The 23,549-nt window shown below is 51.3% G+C and carries 25 protein-coding genes; all 25 read left to right on the top strand.

Going from position 1 to position 23,549, the window contains the following annotated elements:
* Positions 1 to 33: 33 nt before the first annotated feature.
* The 25 genes from fliQ to rseP all read left to right on the top strand — a co-directional run bounded on the left by fliQ (position 34) and on the right by rseP (position 23,523).
* Entirely contained in the window at positions 34 to 303 is a 270-nt protein-coding gene (gene fliQ, locus GYMC10_RS20620; protein ID WP_009594725.1) for a flagellar biosynthesis protein FliQ, read from the top strand.
* Between the two features lie 11 nt (positions 304 to 314).
* Positions 315 to 1,103: a flagellar biosynthetic protein FliR gene (gene fliR, locus GYMC10_RS20615; protein ID WP_015736320.1), complete on the top strand. Its 789-nt coding sequence runs from the start codon at positions 315 to 317 to the stop codon at positions 1,101 to 1,103.
* A 20-nt stretch (positions 1,104 to 1,123) separates the two neighbouring features.
* Positions 1,124 to 2,212 carry a flagellar biosynthesis protein FlhB gene (gene flhB / locus GYMC10_RS20610; protein WP_015736319.1) on the top strand — a complete coding sequence of 363 codons (1,089 nt, stop codon included), beginning with the start codon at positions 1,124 to 1,126 and terminating at the stop codon, positions 2,210 to 2,212.
* Between the two features lie 24 nt (positions 2,213 to 2,236).
* A complete protein-coding gene (flhA, locus tag GYMC10_RS20605; RefSeq protein WP_015736318.1) occupies positions 2,237 to 4,270 on the top strand; it encodes a flagellar biosynthesis protein FlhA in 2,034 nt (677 codons plus the stop codon).
* Complete coding sequence (gene flhF / locus GYMC10_RS20600; RefSeq protein ID WP_015736317.1) at positions 4,267 to 5,706, top strand: flagellar biosynthesis protein FlhF; 1,440 nt, start codon at positions 4,267 to 4,269, stop codon at positions 5,704 to 5,706. The genes flhA and flhF overlap by 4 nt, the downstream gene beginning before the upstream one ends.
* Positions 5,703 to 6,593 (top strand): MinD/ParA family protein, encoded by an 891-nt coding sequence (locus GYMC10_RS20595; RefSeq protein ID WP_015736316.1) that lies wholly within the window; start codon positions 5,703 to 5,705, stop codon positions 6,591 to 6,593. The genes flhF and GYMC10_RS20595 overlap by 4 nt, the downstream gene beginning before the upstream one ends.
* Positions 6,594 to 6,631: 38 nt before the next feature.
* A complete protein-coding gene (gene cheB / locus GYMC10_RS20590; protein ID WP_015736315.1) occupies positions 6,632 to 7,966 on the top strand; it encodes a chemotaxis response regulator protein-glutamate methylesterase in 1,335 nt (444 codons plus the stop codon).
* A gap of 23 nt (positions 7,967 to 7,989) precedes the next feature.
* Positions 7,990 to 10,059 carry a chemotaxis protein CheA gene (locus GYMC10_RS20585; RefSeq protein ID WP_015736314.1) on the top strand — a complete coding sequence of 690 codons (2,070 nt, stop codon included), beginning with the start codon at positions 7,990 to 7,992 and terminating at the stop codon, positions 10,057 to 10,059.
* A gap of 51 nt (positions 10,060 to 10,110) precedes the next feature.
* A complete protein-coding gene (locus tag GYMC10_RS20580) occupies positions 10,111 to 10,572 on the top strand; it encodes a chemotaxis protein CheW (protein ID WP_009594767.1) in 462 nt (153 codons plus the stop codon).
* Positions 10,573 to 10,608: 36 nt separating this feature from the next.
* Entirely contained in the window at positions 10,609 to 11,202 is a 594-nt protein-coding gene (locus GYMC10_RS20575) for a chemotaxis protein CheC (protein ID WP_285857496.1), read from the top strand.
* The gene (locus GYMC10_RS20570; protein WP_015736313.1) at positions 11,195 to 11,692 is read left to right on the top strand and encodes a chemotaxis protein CheD; all 498 of its coding nucleotides are present in this window, start codon (positions 11,195 to 11,197) and stop codon (positions 11,690 to 11,692) included. The genes GYMC10_RS20575 and GYMC10_RS20570 overlap by 8 nt, the downstream gene beginning before the upstream one ends.
* A 2-nt stretch (positions 11,693 to 11,694) precedes the next feature.
* Positions 11,695 to 12,099, top strand: coding sequence for a hypothetical protein (locus GYMC10_RS20565; protein WP_009594747.1), 405 nt, complete (start codon positions 11,695 to 11,697; stop codon positions 12,097 to 12,099).
* 15 nt (positions 12,100 to 12,114) lie between these two features.
* Positions 12,115 to 12,903: a FliA/WhiG family RNA polymerase sigma factor gene (locus tag GYMC10_RS20560; protein ID WP_009594718.1), complete on the top strand. Its 789-nt coding sequence runs from the start codon at positions 12,115 to 12,117 to the stop codon at positions 12,901 to 12,903.
* 30 nt (positions 12,904 to 12,933) lie between these two features.
* Entirely contained in the window at positions 12,934 to 14,343 is a 1,410-nt protein-coding gene (locus GYMC10_RS20555; protein ID WP_015736312.1) for a DUF342 domain-containing protein, read from the top strand.
* A 58-nt stretch (positions 14,344 to 14,401) separates the two neighbouring features.
* Entirely contained in the window at positions 14,402 to 14,713 is a 312-nt protein-coding gene (locus GYMC10_RS20550) for a hypothetical protein (protein WP_015736311.1), read from the top strand.
* A gap of 25 nt (positions 14,714 to 14,738) precedes the next feature.
* Positions 14,739 to 15,284, top strand: a complete 546-nt coding sequence (locus GYMC10_RS20545) for a DUF6115 domain-containing protein (protein ID WP_036659224.1) — start codon at positions 14,739 to 14,741, stop codon at positions 15,282 to 15,284.
* Positions 15,281 to 15,895 carry an endolytic transglycosylase MltG gene (locus GYMC10_RS20540; protein ID WP_015736309.1) on the top strand — a complete coding sequence of 205 codons (615 nt, stop codon included), beginning with the start codon at positions 15,281 to 15,283 and terminating at the stop codon, positions 15,893 to 15,895. Before GYMC10_RS20545 ends, GYMC10_RS20540 begins: the two co-directional genes overlap by 4 nt.
* 238 nt (positions 15,896 to 16,133) lie before the next feature.
* On the top strand, positions 16,134 to 16,832 hold the full coding sequence (gene rpsB / locus GYMC10_RS20535; protein ID WP_009594753.1) for a 30S ribosomal protein S2: 699 nt from the start codon (positions 16,134 to 16,136) through the stop codon (positions 16,830 to 16,832).
* A gap of 235 nt (positions 16,833 to 17,067) precedes the next feature.
* Complete coding sequence (tsf, locus tag GYMC10_RS20530; RefSeq protein WP_009594741.1) at positions 17,068 to 17,718, top strand: translation elongation factor Ts; 651 nt, start codon at positions 17,068 to 17,070, stop codon at positions 17,716 to 17,718.
* Between the two features lie 297 nt (positions 17,719 to 18,015).
* Entirely contained in the window at positions 18,016 to 18,744 is a 729-nt protein-coding gene (gene pyrH, locus GYMC10_RS20525) for a UMP kinase (RefSeq protein WP_006211297.1), read from the top strand.
* Positions 18,744 to 19,298 carry a ribosome recycling factor gene (frr, locus tag GYMC10_RS20520; RefSeq protein ID WP_009594750.1) on the top strand — a complete coding sequence of 185 codons (555 nt, stop codon included), beginning with the start codon at positions 18,744 to 18,746 and terminating at the stop codon, positions 19,296 to 19,298. Before pyrH ends, frr begins: the two co-directional genes overlap by 1 nt.
* 73 nt (positions 19,299 to 19,371) lie before the next feature.
* The gene (locus GYMC10_RS20515) at positions 19,372 to 20,139 is read left to right on the top strand and encodes an isoprenyl transferase (protein ID WP_009594721.1); all 768 of its coding nucleotides are present in this window, start codon (positions 19,372 to 19,374) and stop codon (positions 20,137 to 20,139) included.
* A gap of 20 nt (positions 20,140 to 20,159) precedes the next feature.
* Positions 20,160 to 20,960 carry a phosphatidate cytidylyltransferase gene (locus GYMC10_RS20510; RefSeq protein WP_015736308.1) on the top strand — a complete coding sequence of 267 codons (801 nt, stop codon included), beginning with the start codon at positions 20,160 to 20,162 and terminating at the stop codon, positions 20,958 to 20,960.
* 17 nt (positions 20,961 to 20,977) lie between these two features.
* A complete protein-coding gene (locus GYMC10_RS20505) occupies positions 20,978 to 22,117 on the top strand; it encodes a 1-deoxy-D-xylulose-5-phosphate reductoisomerase (protein ID WP_015736307.1) in 1,140 nt (379 codons plus the stop codon).
* A 137-nt stretch (positions 22,118 to 22,254) separates the two neighbouring features.
* On the top strand, positions 22,255 to 23,523 hold the full coding sequence (gene rseP, locus GYMC10_RS20500; RefSeq protein WP_397359625.1) for an RIP metalloprotease RseP: 1,269 nt from the start codon (positions 22,255 to 22,257) through the stop codon (positions 23,521 to 23,523).
* Positions 23,524 to 23,549: the final 26 nt, after the last annotated feature.

The following is a 23,549-nucleotide window of genomic DNA, read 5'->3' as shown; positions in this document are numbered from 1 at the left end:
CGGCAAGCAATTCGAATACAGGGGGACTAAGCCGTGAGCGCTGAATTTATTATCGGTCTGGCAGGACAAGCGGTCTATATTGTGCTCCAGGTGAGCGCGCCGATGCTGGTTCTCGCACTGGTTGTGGGACTAATCATCAGTATTTTTCAAGCGACAACACAAATCCAGGAACAGACGCTGGCTTTCGTACCCAAAATCATTATCGTTCTTGTAGCGTTACTGCTGTTTGGTCCTTGGATATTAACGACGTTAGTGGATTTTACGCACGGTATTTTGGACAATCTCTACAAATATATCGGATAGGCTGAGTGTCCATGGAATGGTTGCAGCAAAGTTTACCAGTTTTCATGCTTATTTTTTGTCGAATAACATCTTTTTTTGTAATATCGCCAGTGTTTGCTTCGCGCGGTATACCTTCTTCTTACAAAATAGCCCTGTCGGCCATTATCGCCCTGATCGTCTATCTATCGTTCGGGCTCGGGGAAGTGGTTCCGCAAGATCTGTCTTACGCCATCTTAATCGTCCAGGAAGTGCTGGTGGGACTGCTTCTAGGTTTCACTGCTTATCTCATCATGGCTGTCGTCCAAACCGCCGGGGCATTAATTGATATTCAGATCGGTTTCAGCATGGCGAATGTCATCGACCCGTTTACGGGGACGTCCACCCCATTAATCGGGAACTTCAAGTATTATCTCGCTCTGCTGGTGTTCCTGAGCATGAATGGTCACCATTATTTGTTTGATGCGATTATGTACAGTTATGATTGGATCCCGATCACGGGTGACGTGTTTGGGAAGATCCATGAGGGCAACGTAACGGACTTTCTCGTTCGGACATTCTCGCACTCGTTTGTATTGGCGATTCAAATGGCGGCTCCGCTGGTGGCAGCCCTGTTCCTGACCGATGTCGGGCTTGGCTTTCTGGCAAGGACGGCTCCGCAGTTCAACGTGTTTGTCATCGGGATTATTATCAAAATCATCGTTGGGCTCGTGCTGCTGATGCTGCTCATGCCGATGCTGGTGTCCCTGTTTGATCATCTGTTTGCCAAAATGTTTGAAGCGCTCCGTGAGCTGCTCGGCGTTCTTGGCGACGAGCCGACTTAAGGAGGATGGAGGTGAAGCGGATGTCATACCGGTATCCGGTCGACTTACAGCTGTTCGCTGGCGAAAAGACGGAGAAAGCCACACCGAAGAAGCGCCAGGATACGCGTAAGAAGGGCCAAGTTGCCAAGAGCATGGAGGTATCGGGTGCATCGGTTTTGCTGGCGGCTTTCTTCTGCCTGTTAATCTTTGGCGGTTATATGAGGGACCGCACCGTTCGACTATTCACCGATATATACATTAATCGGCTCTCCATGAATGTAACGAAAGATAATGTGATGGAGCTGTTCGGGGAATATGGCGTTCAAATCTTGCTTCTGCTCGCGCCTTTGTTCATTTCGATTTTCGTTATAGCGCTGGTCGCTAATTATTTGCAGGTCGGGTTTATGTTAACCGGCGAGACGCTGAAAATGAAGTTCAGCAAAATCGACCCCATCAAGGGGTTCAAGAATATATTCTCGATGCGTTCGTTGGTCGAGTTTTTGAAATCGGTCATCAAGTTGACCATTATCGGTTACCTCGTGTACAGCACCTTGTGGGCTGCCAGGGAGGATTTATCCTCCTTATCGACGATGGGACCCGATACCATCTTTCATTTCGTGGCCGATATCACCATGTCGCTCGGTTTTAAGATTGCCATCGGGCTGATTATTCTGGCCGTTCTGGATTACATGTATCAGAAATACGATTACGAGAAAAACATTCGGATGTCCAAGCAGGACATCAAAGACGAGTACAAAAAAATGGAAGGCGATCCGCTGATCAAAGGAAAGATCAGGGAGCGCCAGCGTCGGATGGCACTTCAGCGGATGATGCAGGAAGTTCCGAATGCCGACGTCATCATCACGAACCCGACCCACTTTGCAGTGGCGATCAAATATGACGGGTCCACGATGGAAGCTCCGCAAATCATTGCAAAAGGCCAAGATTTCATGGCCTTGCGGATTAAGGAAATCGCGAAGGAACACGGAATTATAACGATGGAAAACAAGCCGCTGGCACGCGCTTTGTACCAACGGTCGGAAATCGGGGATTCGATTCCGGGAGACCTGTTCCAGGCCGTAGCGGAAGTGCTGGCCTATGTATATAAACTAAAAGGTAAAGCGAAATAACTAGGGACCGGAGGCGTCTGTGCAGTGAAAATAAAAGATCTATCTGTCCTTGCGGGTGTCATTGGCATCGTACTCATGATGATTCTTCCGATCCCGATATGGCTGCTCGATGTACTTCTGATTATCAATATCTCGCTGGCGCTCATCATTTTGCTGGTGGCCATGAATACGAAGGAAGCGCTCGATTTCTCCATTTTTCCTTCCTTATTGCTCATCACGACACTCTTTCGGGTAGCGCTTAACATATCGACAACGAAGCTGATCCTTTCGGAAGCTAACGCGGGCGAAGTTGTTGCCACGTTCGGCAAATGGATTGCCAACGGCGAAATTGCGGTTGGCTTCATCGTCTTCTTGATCCTCGTCGTCGTACAGTTCATCGTCATTACCAAAGGCTCGGAACGGGTAGCCGAGGTTGCGGCAAGATTTACCCTCGACGCGATGCCGGGTAAGCAGATGAGCATCGATGCGGATCTGAACGCGGGTCTGATCAATGAGCAGCAAGCCAGGGAGCGCCGCAGCAAGATCGAGCGGGAAGCCGACTTTTACGGCGCCATGGATGGTGCGAGTAAATTCGTCAAGGGTGATGCCATCGCCACGATCGTCATCATGCTGATCAACCTGATCGGCGGATTTATTATCGGGATCTCGATTCACGGCATGTCGTTCGGAGATGCGATGAGCACCTACTCGATCCTGACGATCGGAGACGGATTGGTCAGCCAGATTCCGGCGCTCTTGATTTCCACGGCAGCGGGCTTGATTGTTACGCGTGCTTCATCCGAAGGAAATCTGGCGGAGGATCTGACCGGTCAGCTCTTCTCATATCCTCATCTGCTGTACATTGTTGCAGGAACCGTTCTGCTGCTGGGGATCTTCACACCGATTCATCTGATCACGACCGCACCGATTGCACTCGTACTATTTATCGCGGCACGGACGATGCAGAACAATTTGGATCGCAAGCAGGTGGAAGTGGAGCAGCTGGAAGAGGAACAGCAGATCGAAGAGGTGCGAAGCCCGGAAAGCGTGATCAACCTCTTGCAGGTCGATCCTATCGAATTCGAATTCGGATATGGGTTGATACCGCTGGCAGACGCTCAGCAGGGCGGGGACTTATTGGACCGTATCATTATGATTCGGAGACAATGCGCGCTTGAACTGGGACTCGTCGTGCCGGTCATCCGGATTCGCGACAATATTCAACTAAAACCGAACGAATATGTCATAAAAATAAAAGGGAATGCTGTCGGCGGCGGTGAATTATTATTAAATCACTATCTCGCCATGAGCCCGGGATACGAGGACGATTCCGTAACAGGGATCGAAACGATGGAACCGGCGTTCGGGCTTCCTGCGTTGTGGATTGACGAAGCCATGAAGGAACGGGCGGATCTGGCCGGTTATACCGTTGTGGATCCACCGTCCGTCGTTGCTACCCATCTGACGGAACTCATTAAGAGACATGCCCATGAGTTGATCGGACGCCAGGAAACCAAGGCATTGGTCGACAATATTCGAGAAAGCTATCCGGTCCTTGTGGACGAGCTCATTCCTTCCGTGCTGACCATCGGGGAAGTGCAAAAGGTATTGGCCAAGCTCCTCCGCGAGAAGATCTCCATCCGGGACATGGTTACGATTCTCGAGACCCTTGCCGACTACGGGCATTATTCGAAGGACCCTGATGTCCTTACCGAATATGTAAGGCAAGCCCTCTCACGGCAGATTACACAGCAATACGCTCAAGAAGGAGAGGCGATGCGGGTCATCACGGTCGGACCGCAGCTGGAGAAGAAGATCGCCGAGAGCGTTCAGCAGAGCGACCAAGGAAGCTATCTCGCGATGGATCCGGCATCCACGCAGAGCGTGTTTCAAAAGCTCAGTGAGCAGGTCAATCGGATTATTCAGATGGGACAGCAGCCCGTGCTGCTGACCTCGCCGGCCATAAGAATGTATCTGCGGCAGGTCATTGAACGAAGCATGCAGGATATCCCGGTGTTGTCCTATAGCGAGCTGGAGCCTAACGTCGAAATTCAAAGTGTCGGAGTGGTGAACTTATGAGAGTGAAAAGGTATATCGTCGACACGATGCCTGAGGCGATGCAGCATATTCGTACGGATTTGGGTGCGGATGCCGTCATACTGAGCACGAAGGAAACCAAAGTAGGCGGGTTCCTCGGGATGTTCACCCGCAAGAAAATAGAGGTGATCGCGGCGGTAGAGCAGGCGGAAAAGCCCAAGGGCTCTTCGCCGGTCAAGCCCAAAGTTACGCCTTCTGTTCCATCAGGGGCGGTACCCAAAGCCTACCAGCGAACGGCTGAAATTTCGAAGCAAGGCCCTAAAACCTCCCCGCTTCCAGTGAATAACGCGGATGCCGCAGCGGATGCGCGGCAAGAGGCCGACTATAGCCGCTTTGCCGAGTTACTTAGCCAGGTGGCAGCTTCCGAGGAGGTTGTGGACAGGCAAAAGGACGGGGTCAGCCAGACGCAGCAGCCTGCAGAGGTTGATCCGGCAGCGGAACGCAGCGATTCAACGGAAGCCGCTGCTTCTGTTGAAGCAAAGAAACCATCCCGCGGGGGACAGGAGGAGTCGTTAAGTTCACGACTGGGAATCAGCGAATCCGAACAGAGAGTCCTTGAAGAGCTTAAGGAAATGAAGGAATGGATCGCGCGATTATCCAGGCAGAATCTGGAGGCGCAGCATCTTCCCGAGCCGCTGCATGTTATCCGGGACCAATTGCTGAAGCAGGATCTATCGGCCAAGCTGGCGGAAGAGTGGCTCGCGGCCGCGGAAGATGCCTGGAAAGCCAGCCAAATGCAGATGAGCGAGACCGAGCTTCTGAACGTGATTTACAAGCAGGCCGAGGCGTTCCTTGAGGGGCGTATCGGCGACGGCGTTCAGCCCGGGACCCGGATCGTATATGTCGCTGGCCCAACGGGGGTCGGCAAAACCACCACGATTGCGAAGATCGCTGCAGAGCAGCTGTTCCGTAATCAACGCAAGGTAGGCTTCATTACGTCCGATACGTATCGGATATCCGCCGTTGAACAGCTTCGCACTTATGCTTCCATTCTCAATGTGCCGATGGAGGTCGTGCAGTCGCCCGGTGACATGCAGCGAGCCCTTCAGAAGCTCCAGGACTGCGATTTGGTATTAATGGATACGGCCGGCCGGAACTATCGGAATGAGCTGCTCGTTTCCGAGCTTCAAAGCCTGTTCTCCCATTCCGATCAAAGCGAAACTTATCTTGTTCTCAGCCTCACATCCAAGAGCAGCGATATGATCGAAATCGCGGATCATTTCAGCAAATACGAGCTGGATAAGGTTATTTTCACGAAGATGGATGAAACCGGAAGCTACGGCGCCCTGTTTAATCTGATCGATGCCCACAACCTTCGCTTGTCTTATATGACCAATGGTCAAAATGTACCCGATGACCTGTTGATGGCCGACCCTGAACGGTTATGCCATCTGCTGCTGGGAGAGAGTCGTACATGACGGATCAAGCTCACTCGCTTCGCCAGTTGGTTTCGGCCCAGCAGCCCGGGGAGAGCGCCAAGGCGACCTCCGCAAGAACCGCCAAGATCATAACGGTCAGCAGCGGCAAGGGCGGGGTTGGGAAATCCAATTTCACGTTGAATTTTGCATTGACTTTGCAATCGATGGGAAAAAGGGTTCTGGTCTTTGATGCCGATATCGGCATGGCAAACATTGACGTTCTGATGGGTGTAAGCTCTCGGTACAGTCTGTATCATCTCATTCGCCGGGAGAAGAGCATAGAAGAAGTGATTCAGTATGGGCCGGACAAGCTGCCTTACATTGCCGGAGGTTCGGGCTTGGCGGACATGATGTCCCTGTCCGAGGAAGAGATGGATTATTTCATTTCCCAGATCGAGCGCATTGCTTCCGGGATGGATTACATCATCTTCGATACAGGGGCCGGCTTATCCAAGGAAAACATGAAGTTTATTACGTCCGCTGATCAATGCCTTGTCGTTACGACGCCGGAGCCGACGTCCATCACGGATGCCTATGCGTTAATCAAGGTGGTCCATGGCACGGAAAGCAAGGTTCCGTTCAGCCTGATCGTCAACCGTGCAGGGGACGAGGAAGAGGCTCGTGAGGCGGCGGGCAAAATTATTTTGACGGCCCAGCGTTTTCTGGACATCGACATCAAGCTGCTCGGCTCGATTGCCGATGATACGCATGTAGTCCAGTCCGTCAAGCGGCAGGTTCCGTTTACGGCAGCTTATCCACGGTGCAACGCTTCCAGCGATATCAGACGGATCGCGCTTCGTTACATGGCCGTTCCTGCTGCCCCGGAGCCGGAAACTCCAAAGGGAATCAAAGGATTTATGCATCGCTGGCTTAAACGTACGAAATGATTCTTCGGTTGGATTAATGGAAATAGGAGTGGACATCTATGAAGCCTTTTCGTGTGCTCGTCGTGGACGATTCCGCATTTATGAGGAAAATCTTTTCCGATTTCATCGAGCGCGACAAGTCATTCCAGGTTGTCGGGACAGCCGAGAACGGGCTTGACGCTGTTGAGAAAGTAAAGGAACTGAATCCTGACGTCATTACGCTGGATGTAGAAATGCCGGAAATGAACGGGCTGGATGCTTTGAAACTCATTATGGATGCGGGATCCCGGCCGGTTATCATGTTATCCGGCCTTAATGAACAAGGCATGAGGGAGACCATTCTTGCCCTCGAGGCAGGAGCGTTTGATTTTATACGAAAGCCTTCCATATCGAATGCGCTTGATATTGAGCAGGTGCGTTCCGAATTGATGAAGCAGCTGAATGCGGCGATGCAGGCTAAACAGCGGAGGGCCTTGTGGGAAGAAGAAGAGCAGAAACGGCGGAGTGCGGACATCACGCTTCCTCTTTCGCCAAAGCCTTCTGAGACGACGCCGAAAAAGAAGCCGCAGGTGAAAGAAACGAGACCGGCGGCCAAAGGAACGGATCAGCGCGGCAAGCCGGCTGAGCCGCTTCGCATGCCGGTATCCCGCTCGGCCGGGGAGAAGGCGGCTTTCCCGGATGTACCGGAGCTTTCCGGTTTCAAGCGAAAACGGGTTGAACGCAAACCTGAAGCGGAGTCGGCGCCAGCCGTGCTTCCCAAGAACGAGAGCCGCCCGCCGAGAGAGGCAAATGCCCAGCCGTCAACCGACCTGAAAGATTTGGTGGCGGTCGGCTGCTCAACGGGTGGCCCAAGAGCATTAAAAGCTTTTCTCGAGCAAATTCCCGGCGACTTCCATGCCCCGATCGTCATCGTTCAGCATATGCCGCCCAATTTCACCAAATCGCTTGCCCAGCGCCTGAATTCATTCAGTCAGCTGGAGGTCATGGAAGCAGAACACGGCATGGTATTGGAGCCGGGCAAGGCATACATTGCCCCGGGCGGCAGCCACATGAGGGTTCATCGCCCGGAAGGCGGTGCATACCAAATCAGGATAAGTCAGGATGAAACCCGCAACGGCCATCGCCCGTCGGTGGATGTGCTGTTCGAATCTCTGCTGCCGTTGACCTCGGTCAAGCGGCATGCCGTTTTGATGACCGGCATGGGGAGCGATGGAGCGAGAATGATGAAGGAGCTTTACGATGCCGGCGTGACATCCACCTTCGCCGAGAGCGAGCAAACCTGCGTCGTATACGGGATGCCGAGATCTGCCGTCGAGCTGGGATGCGTAAGCCACGTTTTGCCGCTTCATGAAATTGCACCGAGGATGGTTCAAGCTGTAAATAACGGAAAGTGAACTTGAAGAGGAGGTGTCTCTCAATGGACATGAATCAATATTTGACAATGTTTATTGATGAGTCAAATGATCATCTGCAATCATTAAATGAAAACATGCTTCAATTAGAAAGCAACCCGGACGATATCGGGATCGTACAGATTATTTTCCGATCGGCTCATACGTTGAAAGGCATGGCGGCAACGATGGGATTTGAGGATCTGGCTTCTCTTACCCACCAGATGGAAAACGTGCTGGATCTTGTCCGGAACGAAAAGCTTAAGATGCAGGATTTTATCTTTGACACGCTCTTCAAAAGCTTGGACGCTCTTGAATCGATGGTGCAGGATATTACCGAAGGCGGGGACGGGAAGGCGGACGTGTCTGCCATTGTAGCCTCCTTGCAGTCCATTGTGCGCGGAGAAGGCGCCTCGGCTAACGGGGGATCTGTCGAAGGGAATAACGCCGCTGTGGCCGTTCAAGGAATCGAATTGGATGAGTTTCAATTTTCCGTGCTGGATCAATCGATTTCAGAAGGTCATAAGGTTCTATATATCCAAGTGACATTGCGAGAGGATTGCCAACTCAAGGCGGTTCGGGCCTACATGGTATTCGAAACGCTGGAGAGATCCGGTGAAATCGTCAAGACCTATCCGGACGTTCAAGAGATTGAACAAGGTGAATTCGATCGCGTATTTTCGTTGTATTACATAACGCAAAGAGAAACGCAAGATATTGAAAGCCAGATTCTGGGCGTTTCAGAGATTGAAGCTGCGACAGTGGTGGCGCTCGATCATGAATCCTTGCAGCAAATGGTTCAGGAGAGCGCGGCTACAGCCGAAGCGGTGAAGCCCGAAGCTCCTTCGGCAGTTCCGGCGGCCGGGGTTTCACCGGAAGCCAAAAGCGCTCCGGCGCCTGCCAAAGAATCCAAGGCACCTGCGCGTAATGCGGGGGGAGGCAATCCTTCCAGAACGATCCGGGTTGATATTGAACGGCTGGATGTATTGATGAATCTGTTTAGCGAGCTTCTGATTGACCGGGTACGCCTGGAGCAGCTGGCCAGCGAGTCCAGGAACCAGGAGCTGACGGACACGGTTGAGCATATGAGCCGCGTAAGCAGCGACTTGCAGAATATCGTCCTGAAGCTGCGCATGGTGCCTGTGGATACGGTGTTCAACCGTTTTCCAAGGATGGTGCGGGACCTTGCCAAAACATTGGACAAGAAGATCGACTTGATTATTACCGGGGCCGACACGGAGCTGGATCGCACGGTGATCGACGAGATCGGCGACCCTCTGGTCCACTTGCTGCGGAACTCGGCTGACCATGGCGTCGAACCTGTTGCCGACCGCATAGCAGCCGGTAAACCGGAGACCGGTACCGTGCACCTGCGCGCGTTCCATAGCGGCAACAATGTGTTCATCGAGATTGAAGACGACGGGCGCGGCATCTACCGCGATAAAATTTTGAAGAATGCGCTGGCCAAAGGCGTCGTCACGGAGACCGAGGCAGCGTCCATGACCGATGACGAGGTGAATCAGCTGCTGTTCGCTCCCGGATTCAGCACGGCCGAGAAAATCTCGGATGTATCCGGCCGCGGCGTAGGGCTCGACGTCGTTAAATCGAAGATTGTTGCCTTGGGCGGTAACGTCACGATCTACTCCACTCCGGGAAAAGGCACCAATTTTTCGGTTCAGCTTCCATTAACGCTGTCCATCATTGCAGCCATGCTGATCCGGATGGGATCGGAGAAATATGCGATTCCGTTGTCCTCCATCGTTGAAACGGGCATCATCAAGCGCGGGCAAATCAAACATGTGCACGGAAGCCGCATGATTCAGTTCCGGGAGTCGATGATACCGGTGATCTCGCTTAGCCGTTTGTTTGAAGTTCCGGATTTTGATGAGGAGCGGGAAGAGGAAACGGAGATTGTTGTAATCCGCAAAGGGGATCGTTTGGCTGCGCTCACCATCGATGATTTTATCGGACAGAGTGAAATCGTCATTAAAAACCTGGGCAAATATTTGCCTGCCATACAAGGGGTATCCGGCGCAACCATTCTTGGAGATGGACAAGTGGCTCTTATTATCGACGCAAATGCATTTATCAAATAATGGGTTGCTATCAAGCACGGCAGGCCACACATTCTGAAGGAGGACTTATTCATGGGAGAAGAAATCAAGGTTATCGTCTTTAGACTTGGCGAGGAAGAATACGGCATCGAGGTGGACAAGGTTCAAACCATCGAAAGAATGATGCCCATTACACGCGTTCCCAAAACCTTTGCTTTCGTAAAAGGGGTTATCAACCTACGAGGCGTTGTCATCCCAGTGATCAATCTGCGCGGCCGATTCGGTCTGGAAGAGGTTGAAGCAACCGATCAAACACGGGTTATTATCGTAGCGGTCAATGATATGCAGGTTGGCTTTATCGTGGATTCGGCAAGTGATGTCATCGATCTGAATACGGACAGCATTGACTCTCCACCTGAGGTTGTCGGCGGAATCAAAGCGAAATACCTTCGCGGTGTCGCGAAGGTAGGAGAGGAGCGCCTTCTCGTCATGCTGAATTTGTCCGAAGTGTTGAACAAGAGTGAGATCATTCAGCTGGAAGGCCTTGAGGAGTAGACAGTGGAGCTGTTTAAGCATGGCAAAGAAATCAAAATGGATGTTTTGAAGGAAGTGGGAAACATCGGAGCGGGCAATGCGGCAACCGCCCTCTCCCGTTTGCTTAACAAGCCTATTGATATGGCGGTTCCTAAGGTTCAACTCCTGCCGTTCGAACAGATTGCCGAAAGCGTCGGGGGGAGCGAACAGCTCGTACTTGCCGTATTTTTACGGGTTGAAGGAAGCGCTCCGGGGAATCTCTTCTTTATTATGAGTCCGGAAGCGGGGAAGAACCTTCTGCTGAATCTGGCGGGCATTGAAGTATCGGAGGAGGAGCCATTCTCCGAGATGGAGCAGTCCGCCTTATGCGAGATCGGAAATATTTTGTCAGGCTCGTACTTATCGTCGCTCGCTGACTTCACCAATCTGTCCATGACACCCACGGTGCCGGCATTGGCAATGGATATGGCAGGTGCCATCCTAAGTTATGGATTGCTGCAATTCGGAGAAATGGGAGACGATGCCCTCTTAATCAACACGACGTTCCTGGAAGGGCAAAACGAGGTGGAAGGCCAATTCTTCCTCATACCTGATCCACAATCATTTGCTCAAATATTCGAAGCTTTGGGAGTGCCTTTAGAGCATGATTGAAGAACAAGCAATAGTGAAAGTAGCCATGGCGGATCTGAACGTCGCAGGTCCAAACGGTATATTGCGTACAACGGGACTCGGCTCATGCGTTGGACTGACGTTATATGATCCGGTCACGAAGATTGGCGGCATGGCGCATGTCATGCTGCCATCCTCGGCGATTGCCAGGGAGGGGCAGCTGAATCTGGCCAAATACGCCGATACCGCTCTTCCGATCCTGCTGAACAAGATGAGGAATTTGGGGGCGTCTCCGGCGCGGATGGTAGCCAAAATGGCCGGAGGGGCTCAGATGTTTGCTTTTGCGGGTTCGGGCGATACGATGCGCATCGGTCCCCGGAATGTGGAGTCATGCAAAGCGGGACTCGAGCAGATGGGAATCACGCTGATAGCCGAGGACACCGGAGGAAATTACGGAAGAACCGTTGAGTTGGACTGCGCAACGGGTAAGTTTACAATACGAAGCGTACAAAAGGGCATAAAGGAATTGTAGCGATGATGGGAAAACTCCGTTTTTATCTGATTACCGGAATTGCCGGGTTTGTGTTCACATTTATTTTCTCCATACGTAACAATTTGTGGATGACTAGCATGTATCGGGCGCTGATTGCATGCGCGATCTGGTTTCTTCTGGCGTTCCTGCTGAATTGGATGTTTGCTGCCATTACGGGGCCGCGAGCAGCCGAAAAAGGGGACGCAGGCTCGCAGCGGGAGCAGGACCGAGGAACCGTTCTTGACTTATCCACGCCTGATGAGGATCGGGAATTGATGGATTTGATCCATGCCGAATCCAGCAGCAAAGAGAATGGGGACTTTGTACCGCTGAATCCTCCTAAGCTGGTTTCAACGAAAGATCCTGAAGAACTGGCCAAGGCCGTTCGTCACCTTACGGAAAAATAAGGAGGGTGAAGGCAATTGGACGAACGTAAAACTTCCGTCCTTAACCATGCGGATTTATGGAGCGCATGGAAGGAAGATGGAGACCATGAAGCGAAGAAGAAACTTATCGAATATCATTTGCACATCGTTGACTATGTTTCAAGCCGATTGGCCATCGGTCTTCCAAAGAACGTTTCTAAGGGAGATTTGGCCAGCAATGGGGTAATGGGTCTGATTGACGCCATCGAGAAGTTCGATTACAAACGAGGGCTGCAATTCGAAACCTATGCCTCTTGGCGGGTGCGGGGTGCTATTCTGGATTCGCTGCGCCAAGGGGATTGGGTACCGCGTTCTGTCCGTGAGAAGGCGAAGAAGATTGAAACTGCATATCAGCAGTTGGAACAGAAGTATTTACGCAGCGTCAGTGATTCCGAGATGAGCGATTACCTAGACGTGACCGAGAAGGAGTTCCGGCACATGCTGCAGGAAGTGGCGGTCATGACATTGACATCTTTGGAAGATCCGATCCGCGAGGAGGAGTCTGAGACCCGAATGTCGCTCCTGGTTGATGAGAAAGCGAAGAATCCGGATCACAAGGTCCATGAATTTTATCTGCGAGAAGCCCTGATGAAGGGTATCGGTAAATTAACCCCGAAAGAGCGGACCGTAGTTTCCTTATTATATTATGAGGATTTATCACTCAGCGAAATAGCTGAAGTGATGTCGCTATCACCTTCACGAATATCTCAGCTTCATTCCAAGGCGATTTTGAGACTTCGGGGCGCGCTCGATAAAGATCGGGATTTGCTGATGCAAAACGATTGACGCTTGCCATTTATGAAGGGGGTTCCTGGATTGTCTGTAGATTATGCATTGGATCAATACTTTAGCGTTTCGCTATCGGATGACAAGGTCGTCGCCTATATACAGTTCACCAAGTGGGAGAAGGATTTTTCTTGCTCCGTCGAGGCTCTTGAACAGTTTCTCAGAAGCCATCAGATTCGGTATGGCATTCAATATGATACCTTGCGGCGAATCGCGGACCATGGGGAGGAATATCAATATAGCAGAACGCCGATTGCCATGGGAACGGAACCGACGCACGGACAGAACGGTAAAATTCAATTTACCGTCGATTTCGGGAATGAGACGAATCTGAAGCCGCTGGAGGACGAGGACGGCAAAGTGGACTTCAAAGAAGTGATTCGTTTAAATAATGTAAAGAAGGGCCAGCTGTTGGCTACCCGAATCCCTCCTACGAAGGGTGTGCCTGGAACTGCGGTCACCGGCGAAGAGATACCGAGCAAGCCGGGAAAGGAAGCACATTTCAAGGTGGGAAAGAACGTGGTGGTCAACGCCGAGAAAAGCGCCATGTACGCCGCGCTTGACGGACTGCTCACCAAAACCGAAAAAGGCAAAATCAATGTGTTCCCGGTATATGAGATTAACGGGGACGTGGATTACAGCATTGGCAATATCGATTTTGTCGGTACGGTGGTCATTCGCGGGAATGTGCTGACCGGGTTCAAAATCAAGGCGGCAGGGGACATTCGAGTCACGGGCTTTGTGGAAGGTGCCGAGCTGGAGGCTGAAGGATCCATTGATATATCAGGCGGGATCATCGGTTATAACAAGGGTTACGTAAAGGCGGGCCAGGACGTCAAAAGCTCGTTCATTCAGGATGGCAACGTCGTTGCGGGCGCCAGCGTATTCGTGTCGCAGAGCATCATGCATTCCAATATACGAGCTGTACAGAATATCGAATGCAACGGGATGAAAGGGCTCGTAGTGGGCGGCATTCTGCAAGCCGGGGAAAAGGTCGTTGCGCGCACGATCGGAAACAGCATGTCGACGGCTACCGTCATTGAAGTGGGCGTTCTTCCCGAGCTGCGGAATGAACTGGCGGATCTAAGAGCCCAATTGAAGCTTTCGTTAGAGAGCATGGACAAAACCGATAAAGCGCTTTATCTCTTGAACCAGTTGGCTTCCTCCGGACAATTGTCGCCGGACAAGCTGGCGCTGCGAATCAAGCTGAATGCGACCAAAAAATCCAACATGGCAGAGCAAGCCGACATCAAGGAACGCATGCTGGAAATCGAGAAGATGCTGGAGGATACCGGCAAAGCCAGAGTGAATGTGGTAAAGACGATCTACGGCGGTGCCAAAATCGTCATCGGGCGGTACACCCGATTTGTTAAGGATCCCACGCAGCGGGTCTCTTTTTACTATCATGAAGGAGATATCACCATGGTTCCGTTGTTGTAGGAATGAAAGACATTCACAATGCTTGTGGACATGATCCCTATACCATGAGGTGATTCCATTGAGTTTAAAATCGGTTGAGATGCAAATTGCGGTCCCGAGAACCAATGAAGCGGGCAAGGTTCATAACGAATTCCAGCAGCGGCCGCAGAACGAACAGATGCTGTTAGCAGGTGAACAAACCAAGAACAGCCGGGCCGAAGCCCAGCGAAGCACGGAAGTGAGCGAGACGGCCGAAACCGCCGTGCGGGATGACGGGAGCCGCCAGTCCTCAGGCCAGCAGCAAGGGCGGGGGTCTGCAGAAGCGGGCGAGACTTTGGAACAGCCGGCGGAGCACCCCTATAAAGGCAAAAATTTCGATGTTTCGCTCTAGATAATTTATAGGCACAAAGGAGTTAATGGATTTGAAACCGTGGATATATATCGTGCTGCTAGGCATTGCGGCCGTGCTGTATGCTTTCATGCTGCCGAAACGCCGGGAAGAGACCGTGTCCAGCGAGCGGGTTGTAAAGGAAGTCGAGAACACGCTTGAAGGATACATGGCGGAAATCCAGAACGAGAACGAACAGCTGGTCGAGCTGGTTAGTCAAATGAAGAAAGAACTTGATGCCAAACAGCAAGCGCATCAGGAGCAGGTCAGCGATTTGCGGCAGCGCATGCTGGCCATGGAGCAGAAAATGACCGAATCGCAAACGCGTCTTCGAACGGCTGAAGAGAAGCTGGCGCAGGCAGCTGCGGCGGCTTCTTTGTCTGCAGGAGCGGCTGCAGCGTCATCGGAGGCGGATCATGCCCCTCCGGTCCATTCCATCAAATCCAGATACGCGGAACTGTTTGATTTATATGAACAAGGCAAATCTATCGATATGATAGCCAAGTCCACGGGACTTCAGCGAGGCGAAGTTCAACTCATTATCCAGTTGGCCAAACAGGAGGAATCCGTGTGATCAAGAACCGAATGTTTATGATGGGCCTCGGGAGCGGTCTTGTGATCGCCGCTGTGCTGCTGCAGCTGATGTGGATCGGCCAAGGTGCAACCGCTTCGGAGACAAAGGAGTTAACGAAGGAGCAGCTGATGGCTGCAGCGGAGGCTTTGGATATGCAGGTCGTCGAAGGTACGGACGAGCTGATGACGGCGGAGCAGTGGGAAGAGAAGAAGCTGGGCGAGGGAGAAGGCGAGTCTGAAGGTGCCGAACCGGTCGATAAGCCTGAAGCGACGAAGCCTGAGGCGCCGGAGAAACCGGAGAGCCCGGAGAAACCAGAAACGGACGCGCAGAAGAAACAGGAAGCTTCCTCCCAGGTAACGAATCCGGCCAAGCCGAAAACACCGGCTAAAGCGGAGGCGTCTATTCAAGTAAAGATTCCCTCCGGAAACAATCTCAGCGATGTAGCAAACAGCCTTCTGAATGCCGGCGTCATTGACAACAAACAGGCATTCATCAAAAAAGCTACCGAGAATAAAATCAACACCAGAATCCTGAGCGGTACATACTCGTTTACGATCGGCGAGAGCTACAATTCGATTATCACGAAGATCACGACAAAACCCTCCAACTAGCACTCCGGTTGAGAGTGGTTTTTTTCTTTATTGTAACTCTTCAAGCCCCTGATTGGCCTGAGCTGGTCATGCACACAAAAGACATTGCAACCTGCCCATGGTTATGTTATAGTAATTGACGGTGTTAAAACACACGCCAGAGTGATTCCGTTGAGGGTGCTTCCTGGAAAGGGAGTCTTAATGGAAAATGATCTTGGCGGAGGGACACACAAAAACCAAACTTAGGAGGTGCGTGAAGATGGCAGTAATTTCCATGAAACAGCTTTTGGAAGCTGGCGTTCACTTCGGTCACCAGACTCGTCGCTGGAACCCGAAAATGGATAAATTTATCTTCACTGAAAGAAACGGTATCTACATTATCGACCTGCAAAAAACGGTCAAGAAAGTTGAAGAAGCATTCAACTTCGTAAAAAGCGTAGCTGGTGAGAACGGTACAATCCTGTTCGTCGGCACGAAAAAACAAGCTCAAGATTCCGTGAAGGAAGAAGCGGAGCGTTGCGGCATGTTCTACATCAACCAACGTTGGCTCGGCGGAACTCTGACTAACTTCGAAACGATCCAAAAGCGTATCAACCGCTTGAAGCAGCTTGAAACTTGGGAAGAAGACGGCACGTTCCAAGTATTGCCTAAGAAAGAAGTCATCCTTCTCCGCAAAGAGAAAGATCGTCTTGAGAAATTCCTGGGCGGTATCAAGAACATGAAGGGCCTTCCAAGCGCATTGTTCGTTATCGATCCTCGCAAAGAGCGCATCGCTGTTGCGGAAGCTCGCAAATTGGGTATCCCAATCGTTGGTATCGTTGATACGAACTGCGATCCGGATGAAATCGACTATGTAATTCCAGGTAACGATGACGCGATCCGCGCTGTCAAATTGTTGACTGGTAAAATGGCCGATGCCGTTGTTGAAGCTCACCAAGGCGAAGAAACAACAGCTTAATCGGGATTAAACGTATAAACCATGAATTAAATGAAAAGGGTGGTTGGTAGGTGTATAACCTCTCACTGCCCTTTTTTTAAGATGTCAGGCCGGATTGCGTTACGAACATCAGGCTTCTGGCAGGGCAAGGGAAACAAATACTTAAGCGGTCCGGATTTCTTGGAGGGCACGTCGAAGGACGGCTGCTTCAGATCCGACCGCCAAACTTGATCATACCAATATGGAGGGAATTCTAATGGCAGTAACAGCTAGTGCGGTAAAAGAACTTCGCGAAAGAACAGGCGCGGGCATGCTCGATTGCAAAAAAGCGCTCGACGAAACAAACGGTGATATCGAAAAAGCGATCGCGGTGCTTCGCGAGAAAGGCTTGTCCGCAGCGGCTAACAAAGCTGGACGCGTTGCAACGGAAGGCGTTGTCGAGTCTTACATTCACGGTGGCGGACGCATCGGCGTTCTCGTGGAAATCAACTGTGAAACAGACTTCGTAGGCAAAACGGATCAATTTAAAGAGTTTGCTCGCGATATCGCAATGCATATTGCTGCTGCAAACCCTAAATACGTTCGTCGTGAAGAAGTACCTAGCGACGAGCTTGAGAAAGAAAAAGAAATTTTGAAAAACCAAGCCCTGAACGAAGGCAAGCCTGAAAAAATCGTTGAGAAAATGGTTGAAGGCCGCATCAACAAATACTATGAAGAGTATTGCTTGCTTGAGCAGCCTTTCATCAAGGATCCGGACAAAACGATCAGCACGCTGCTTAACGAAAAAATCAGCACAATCGGCGAGAACATCTCCATTCGTCGTTTTGCCCGTTTCGAATTGGGCGAAGGCTTGGAGAAAAAACAAGACAACTTCGTAGAAGAAGTTATGGCCCAGGTGAATAAATAAGCCGGATAGGCTAATATAAGTTATAGAAAAGAGTGGAACACACCTGTGTTCCTTCTTTTTTAAGAGCTATAAAGGCATAAGAGAGATAAGATTGTTATAAATTCGGAGTAAAGGCTACCCTTATCTCACAAGAAAGAATGGACTTAGGTCTTGATTAGACGACCAGAAGTTTCTACTTGAGACGGATGTTTTTACCCGATTTTTATAAACCGTCAAGCAGTGCCGGTGTGTCTGTCTGTCGTTTTTCAAACGGGCGTCGTATACTTAAGGCGCCGTCTTAAAGTGGAGGGTTATCATTTGGAACAGCCTGTATATAAACGAGTGATATTGAAAGTCAGTGGGGAATCCCTTTCAGGGCAGAATGGATATGGTATTGATGCTGAGACGATCTCATCGATCGCTGAGCAGGTTCGCGAGGTTGTCGAGCTTGGTGTGGAGGTCGCGATCGTATGCGGCGGCGGCAACATTTGGCGCGGCATTGCCGGCAGCGCGAACGGAATTGACCGTGCGACAGCGGACTATATGGGAATGCTCGCAACGGTGATGAACTCTTTGGCCCTTCAGGATGCTTTGGAGCAGATCGATGTGCCGACCCGGGTGCAAACCTCGATCTCCATGCAGCAAATTGCCGAGCCGTATATTCGCCGCAGAGCCATTCGGCATTTGGAAAAGGGCCGTGTCGTTATTTTTGCGGCAGGAACAGGGAACCCATACTTCTCCACCGATACGACTGCAGCGCTTCGCGCCGCGGAAATCGAAGCAGAAGTGATTCTTATGGCGAAGAACAAGGTGGACGGAGTGTACTCCGCTGATCCATTTAAGGATGAAACTGCCGAGAAGTACGAGCAGCTGACGTATCTAGACGTATTGAACAAAAACCTTGGGGTAATGGACTCTACAGCTTCATCGTTATGTATGGACAACAACATCCCGCTCATCGTCTTCGCTATTACGGAGCAAGGTAATATCAAGCGCGTCGTTCTGGGCGAGAAAATCGGAACGATCGTTAAAGGGAGTGTAGACTAATGCCGCAATCGGTGAAAAAGAATGCAGAAGAACGCATGGAAAAAGCGATCCTGTCTTTGAAACGTGACTTGGCAACTCTGCGCGCAGGGCGGGCAGCGCCGGCGCTCCTCGACCGGATCACGGTGGAATACTACGGAGCGCAAACTCCGCTGAATCAGCTGGCTAACATCAGCACGCCGGATTCCAGAACGCTCATGATCCAACCTTGGGACAAGTCGTCCTTGGCGGATATCGAGAAAGCGATCATGAAATCGGATATCGGATTGACACCGGCGAACGATGGTAATCAAATTCGTCTCGTCGTACCTGCATTGACGGAAGAACGCAGAACCGAACTGGTGAAAATGACGAAGAAATTCGGCGAGGAAGCGAAAGTGGCCATCCGCAACATTCGCCGTGATGCCAACGACGACATCAAAAAATTGGAGAAAACGGATATTTCCGAGGACGAGTCCCGGAGACATCAGGAAGATATCCAAAAAGCGACGGATAAATTTATCGCAGAAGTCGACAAAGTCCTCGTTGCTAAAGAAAAAGAGATTATGGAAGTATAAGAGACTTGTGGCCCCTCCTGTCAATGGTGGGGTTTGTCTCTTTTTTTGCAGAAAGATGCCTGGAGGAAATGGAATGATCAAACGGGTTCGATCGTGGTTGAATCAGGAGGACAGTCAGCAGACGCATCAGCTCTCTCCGGACAACATCCCGCATCATGTTGCCATCATCATGGATGGCAATGGGCGTTGGGCGAAACGGCGCGGCATGCCGCGGATCGTTGGCCATCAGAATGGCATGAAGGCTGTCAAAAGAGCTGCCATAGCCGCCGATGAGTTGGGAATCAAAATATTGACGATGTATGCTTTCTCTACGGAAAACTGGACGCGTCCGAAGGATGAGGTCGATTTTCTTATGAAGCTTCCGCAGGAGTTTCTGGCTATTGAGCTGGAAGAGCTGATCGAGAAAAATGTCCAGGTCCGCATGATGGGGCATCCGGAAGACCTTCCGTCCCATACCGTGTCTGCGATGGAAGAAGCTGTTGCGAAAACTGCCGGCAATGACGGGCTTGTGCTTAACTTTGCGCTCAATTACGGCAGCCGGAAAGAGATCACCGAAAGTGTCAAGGCGCTCGGACGGGAAGTGCGAGACGGAATTCTCCGTCCTGAGGACATTACAGAGGAACTGATTGGCCAGCGGCTCCTCACAGGCGAATTGCCGGATCCGGATTTACTGATCCGCACAAGCGGCGAGCTGCGGCTGAGCAATTTTATGTTGTGGCAGCTCGCGTACAGCGAGTTATGGTTTACGGATGCCTATTGGCCGGAGTTCACCAAAGACCATTTGGTGGAGGCCGTAGCCGATTATCAACAAAGAACTAGGCGCTACGGTGGACTGTCGTAGCCGATGGAGGATGGAACGTTTTGAAACAGCGATTGATTACCGGAATTATAGCGGGAGCGGTCTTTTTAGGATTATGTTTCATAGGCGGTCTGTGGTACCATCTTCTAATTCTGGCGATGGCGCTAGTCGGTTACTATGAGTTTGTGCGCATGACCCATACGGCACCGTTCGGGGGAACGGCATGGATCGGGTATGCGGGAGTGCTGCTGCTTGTATTTCCATGGGGTCCGCTTGATCTGAAACTTCCGATCCCATGGGAACATGTGCTTTGGCTCCTGCTGCTCTTATTTTTGCTGGCGACGGTGACCACGAAAAATACGATAGATATCAAGCGGATCTCTTTATTGTTTTTGGCATCGGTCTATATCGGCATCGGATTTTCCTTCATAGCCGAATCTCGGCATGCTCCGGACGGGCATGGCGTATTTTGGACTTTTTTGCTGCTGGCCTCGATCTGGGCAAGTGATGCGGGCGCGTATTTTGTCGGCCGCGCCATGGGGCGCCATAAATTATGGCCTTCCATAAGCCCGAACAAAACGGTGGAGGGTGCGCTCGGCGGTGTGATCATCGCCGTGTTCACGTCGCTGCTCTTTTCATTCTACTCAGATGGAATCCTGACGGCTGGACATGCGGTTCTGATTGGGCTTTCCTGCGCCGTTATCGGCCAGCTCGGCGACTTGGTGCAATCCGCCTATAAACGGGTGTATGACATCAAGGATTCGGGCAAGCTGCTGCCGGGACATGGAGGAATACTGGATCGATGCGACAGTTGGATCGTCGTATTTCCGTTTGTACATATATTGAGTCTCCTGCCTTACTGATGAAAGGAAAGATGAGCATGAAGAAGATCAGCGTACTCGGCTCCACGGGCTCCATTGGCACCCAAACCTTGGATGTGGTGAGGATGCACCGGGAACAATTTCAGATTGAAGGCTTGGCTGCGGGGAGCAATAAGGAATTGCTGCTTCAGCAGGTTCAGGAGTTTTCTCCGCGAAAAGTGTCCGTTGCGACGAAAGAGCTTGCTGACAGTTTAAGGCATGATCTTCCTGCCGGAACCGAAGTGTTTCATGGCCATGAAGGCCTGATCGAGATTGCGGCAGCGACAGACGCGGAGCTGGTCGTTACTGCGGTCGTTGGAAGTTTGGGCCTTTCTTCTACGCTTGCGGCCATTAACGAGGGGAAGACGATCGGGCTTGCCAACAAGGAAACATTGGTTACCGCAGGTCACCTGGTTACCGCTCAAGCCGCTGCAAAAGGGGTAAAGCTCTTGCCGATCGACAGTGAACATTCCGCCATATTCCAATGCTTGAACGGAGAACGGCATGAAGATATCGAACGGATTACGCTGACCGCTTCCGGCGGGTCGTTTCGGGATTACACCCGCGATCAGCTGGTCAACGTTACGGTGGAGGATGCGCTTAAGCATCCAAACTGGTCCATGGGCGCCAAAATCACGATCGATTCCGCGACCATGGTCAATAAAGGGCTTGAGGTCATTGAAGCGCATTGGTTGTACGGCATACCGTACGACAATATTTCCGTGCTTCTCCACCCGGAAAGCATCATCCATTCTTTTGTGGAGTTCCGCGATTCCAGCATTATCGCGCAGCTCGGCAACCCGGACATGCGGGTCCCGATTCAATATGCGCTGACTTATCCCGAGCGGTGGTCTTCGCCTGCACCAAGGCTCTCCTTGGCAGAAGCAGGAAAGCTGCACTTCCGGGAAATGGACCTTGAGCGTTTTCCTTGTTTAAGGCTCGCTTATGAATGTGGTAAAATGGGTGGTACAGCGCCAACGGTATTCAATGCGGCCAATGAAATCGCGGTCGCCCGCTTTCTCCGCGGCGAAATCTCTTTTCTGCGAATCGAAGAGATTATCGAGGAAGTGCTGCATAGTCACCATAACGTGCCGGAACCGGCGCTGGAGACGATTGAAGAGAATGATCGGATTGCACGTGAAATAGCTTCCCGACTATAAGTTTTGAAGTGTTTTTGAAATCTCCCTTGAAAAAAAGCGGACAGCTTGTGATTCTCTTGTGGACGACAGGAGAATAATGATAATCTATAGGGACATACTGCGTTCTCAGAGGAAAAGGGGGATGTAAAGAATTGGAAATGGTTCGGGTCGTTTTTTTAACGGTGCTCATGTTTTTTGTGATCGTTACCGTGCACGAATGGGGTCACTATTATTTTGCCCGGCGTGCCGGAATCTTGGTACGCGAGTTCGCGATTGGTTTTGGTCCTAAGCTGTTCTCATATAAACGCCATGAAACGCAGTTCACGCTTCGTCTTCTTCCGTTCGGCGGATATGCCCGCATGGCCGGGGAAGATCCGGAACTTGTCGAGATTCAGCCCGGTCAGACGATTGCGGTTCGAGTGAATGCAGAGAATCAAGTGAAAAAGATTTATCTGGATCAACTCGACAACCGTAAAAATGTCATTCGCGGCGAAGTCCAGTTTATCGACATGGTGGACCGTTTGTCGGTGAGGCTTGATGTGGATGGTGAATTTCAGCAGTACGAGATCCATCCGCAAGCATTAACGGTAGCTAAAGGTGTCGAGACGCAGATCGCACCGAGAGACCGCCAGTTCGGCAGCAAGACCGTCGGCCAAAGAGCGCTTGCGATATTTGCCGGCCCTGTCATGAACTTTATTTTGGCCTTCGTGCTGTTTGCCCTTCACATTCAGATGGCCGGTATACCGGTCGAGAATCCAACCTACGTACAGATTGGCGAGATTACGAAAGGCATGCCAGCAGACGAAGCGGATCTGAAAGAGGGCGACATCATCGAGAGCATCAACGGAACGGCGATTGGGGCCGATTATCAGAAGATGATCGAATTGATTGCGGCCTCCAAGGACAAGCCGATGGAATGGACCGTACGCCGGGGAGAGGAATCTTTCGATTTGACGTTGACGCCTCGGACCATGGAGGGCCAGGAAGGCGGCAAGGTCGGGATCGTTCCTGAGCTCCCTACCCGATCCGCAGGGCTTGGTGAGACGATTACCGGCTCCGGGACGGCGATGGTTGACACCACCAATATTATTTTCCAGGGCTTCAGACAGTTGATTCAGAAGTTTTCCATGGATGATTTAGGCGGTCCTGTGCGGACCTTTGAGGTCACGGGTCAAATCGCCAAACAGGGTATCGAACAGTTGACCTATTGGGCGGCCATTCTAAGCTTGTACCTGGGCATATTCAACCTGCTGCCGATTCCGGCGCTGGATGGAAGCCGGCTCGTATTCTTGGGGATCGAGGCATTACGGGGCAAGCCGGTTGACCCGAACAGGGAAGGCATGGTTCACTTTATCGGGTTTGCGATGCTGTTCCTGTTAATGATTGCCGTCACCTATAACGATATTTTGCGTTTGATCAACGGATAGACTTTAAGGTACGGCTCGGTGCGCCA

The sequence above is a fragment of the Paenibacillus sp. Y412MC10 genome, from assembly GCF_000024685.1.
GTDB classification, from domain to species: domain Bacteria; phylum Bacillota; class Bacilli; order Paenibacillales; family Paenibacillaceae; genus Paenibacillus_AQ; species Paenibacillus_AQ lautus_A.
The sequence above is the reverse complement of the archived record's forward strand: the minus strand, read 5'-3'. Positions and strand labels throughout refer to the sequence as shown.

Excerpts from the sequence above, each read along its gene's own strand:
- fliR (WP_015736320.1), top strand. The coding sequence starts at position 315 with ATGGAATGGTTGCAGCAAAGTTTACCAGTTTTCATGCTTATTTTTTGT.
- flhB (WP_015736319.1), top strand. The coding sequence starts at position 1,124 with ATGTCATACCGGTATCCGGTCGACTTACAGCTGTTCGCTGGCGAAAAG.
- flhF (WP_015736317.1), top strand. The coding sequence starts at position 4,267 with ATGAGAGTGAAAAGGTATATCGTCGACACGATGCCTGAGGCGATGCAG.
- GYMC10_RS20595 (WP_015736316.1), top strand. The coding sequence starts at position 5,703 with ATGACGGATCAAGCTCACTCGCTTCGCCAGTTGGTTTCGGCCCAGCAG.
- cheB (WP_015736315.1), top strand. The coding sequence starts at position 6,632 with ATGAAGCCTTTTCGTGTGCTCGTCGTGGACGATTCCGCATTTATGAGG.
- GYMC10_RS20585 (WP_015736314.1), top strand. The coding sequence starts at position 7,990 with ATGGACATGAATCAATATTTGACAATGTTTATTGATGAGTCAAATGAT.
- GYMC10_RS20580 (WP_009594767.1), top strand. The coding sequence starts at position 10,111 with ATGGGAGAAGAAATCAAGGTTATCGTCTTTAGACTTGGCGAGGAAGAA.
- GYMC10_RS20575 (WP_285857496.1), top strand. The coding sequence starts at position 10,609 with ATGGATGTTTTGAAGGAAGTGGGAAACATCGGAGCGGGCAATGCGGCA.
- GYMC10_RS20570 (WP_015736313.1), top strand. The coding sequence starts at position 11,195 with ATGATTGAAGAACAAGCAATAGTGAAAGTAGCCATGGCGGATCTGAAC.
- GYMC10_RS20565 (WP_009594747.1), top strand. The coding sequence starts at position 11,695 with ATGATGGGAAAACTCCGTTTTTATCTGATTACCGGAATTGCCGGGTTT.
- GYMC10_RS20545 (WP_036659224.1), top strand. The coding sequence starts at position 14,739 with ATGGATTTGAAACCGTGGATATATATCGTGCTGCTAGGCATTGCGGCC.
- rpsB (WP_009594753.1), top strand. The coding sequence starts at position 16,134 with ATGGCAGTAATTTCCATGAAACAGCTTTTGGAAGCTGGCGTTCACTTC.
- tsf (WP_009594741.1), top strand. The coding sequence starts at position 17,068 with ATGGCAGTAACAGCTAGTGCGGTAAAAGAACTTCGCGAAAGAACAGGC.
- frr (WP_009594750.1), top strand. The coding sequence starts at position 18,744 with ATGCCGCAATCGGTGAAAAAGAATGCAGAAGAACGCATGGAAAAAGCG.
- GYMC10_RS20515 (WP_009594721.1), top strand. The coding sequence starts at position 19,372 with ATGATCAAACGGGTTCGATCGTGGTTGAATCAGGAGGACAGTCAGCAG.
- GYMC10_RS20505 (WP_015736307.1), top strand. The coding sequence starts at position 20,978 with ATGAAGAAGATCAGCGTACTCGGCTCCACGGGCTCCATTGGCACCCAA.
- rseP (WP_397359625.1), top strand. The coding sequence starts at position 22,255 with ATGGTTCGGGTCGTTTTTTTAACGGTGCTCATGTTTTTTGTGATCGTT.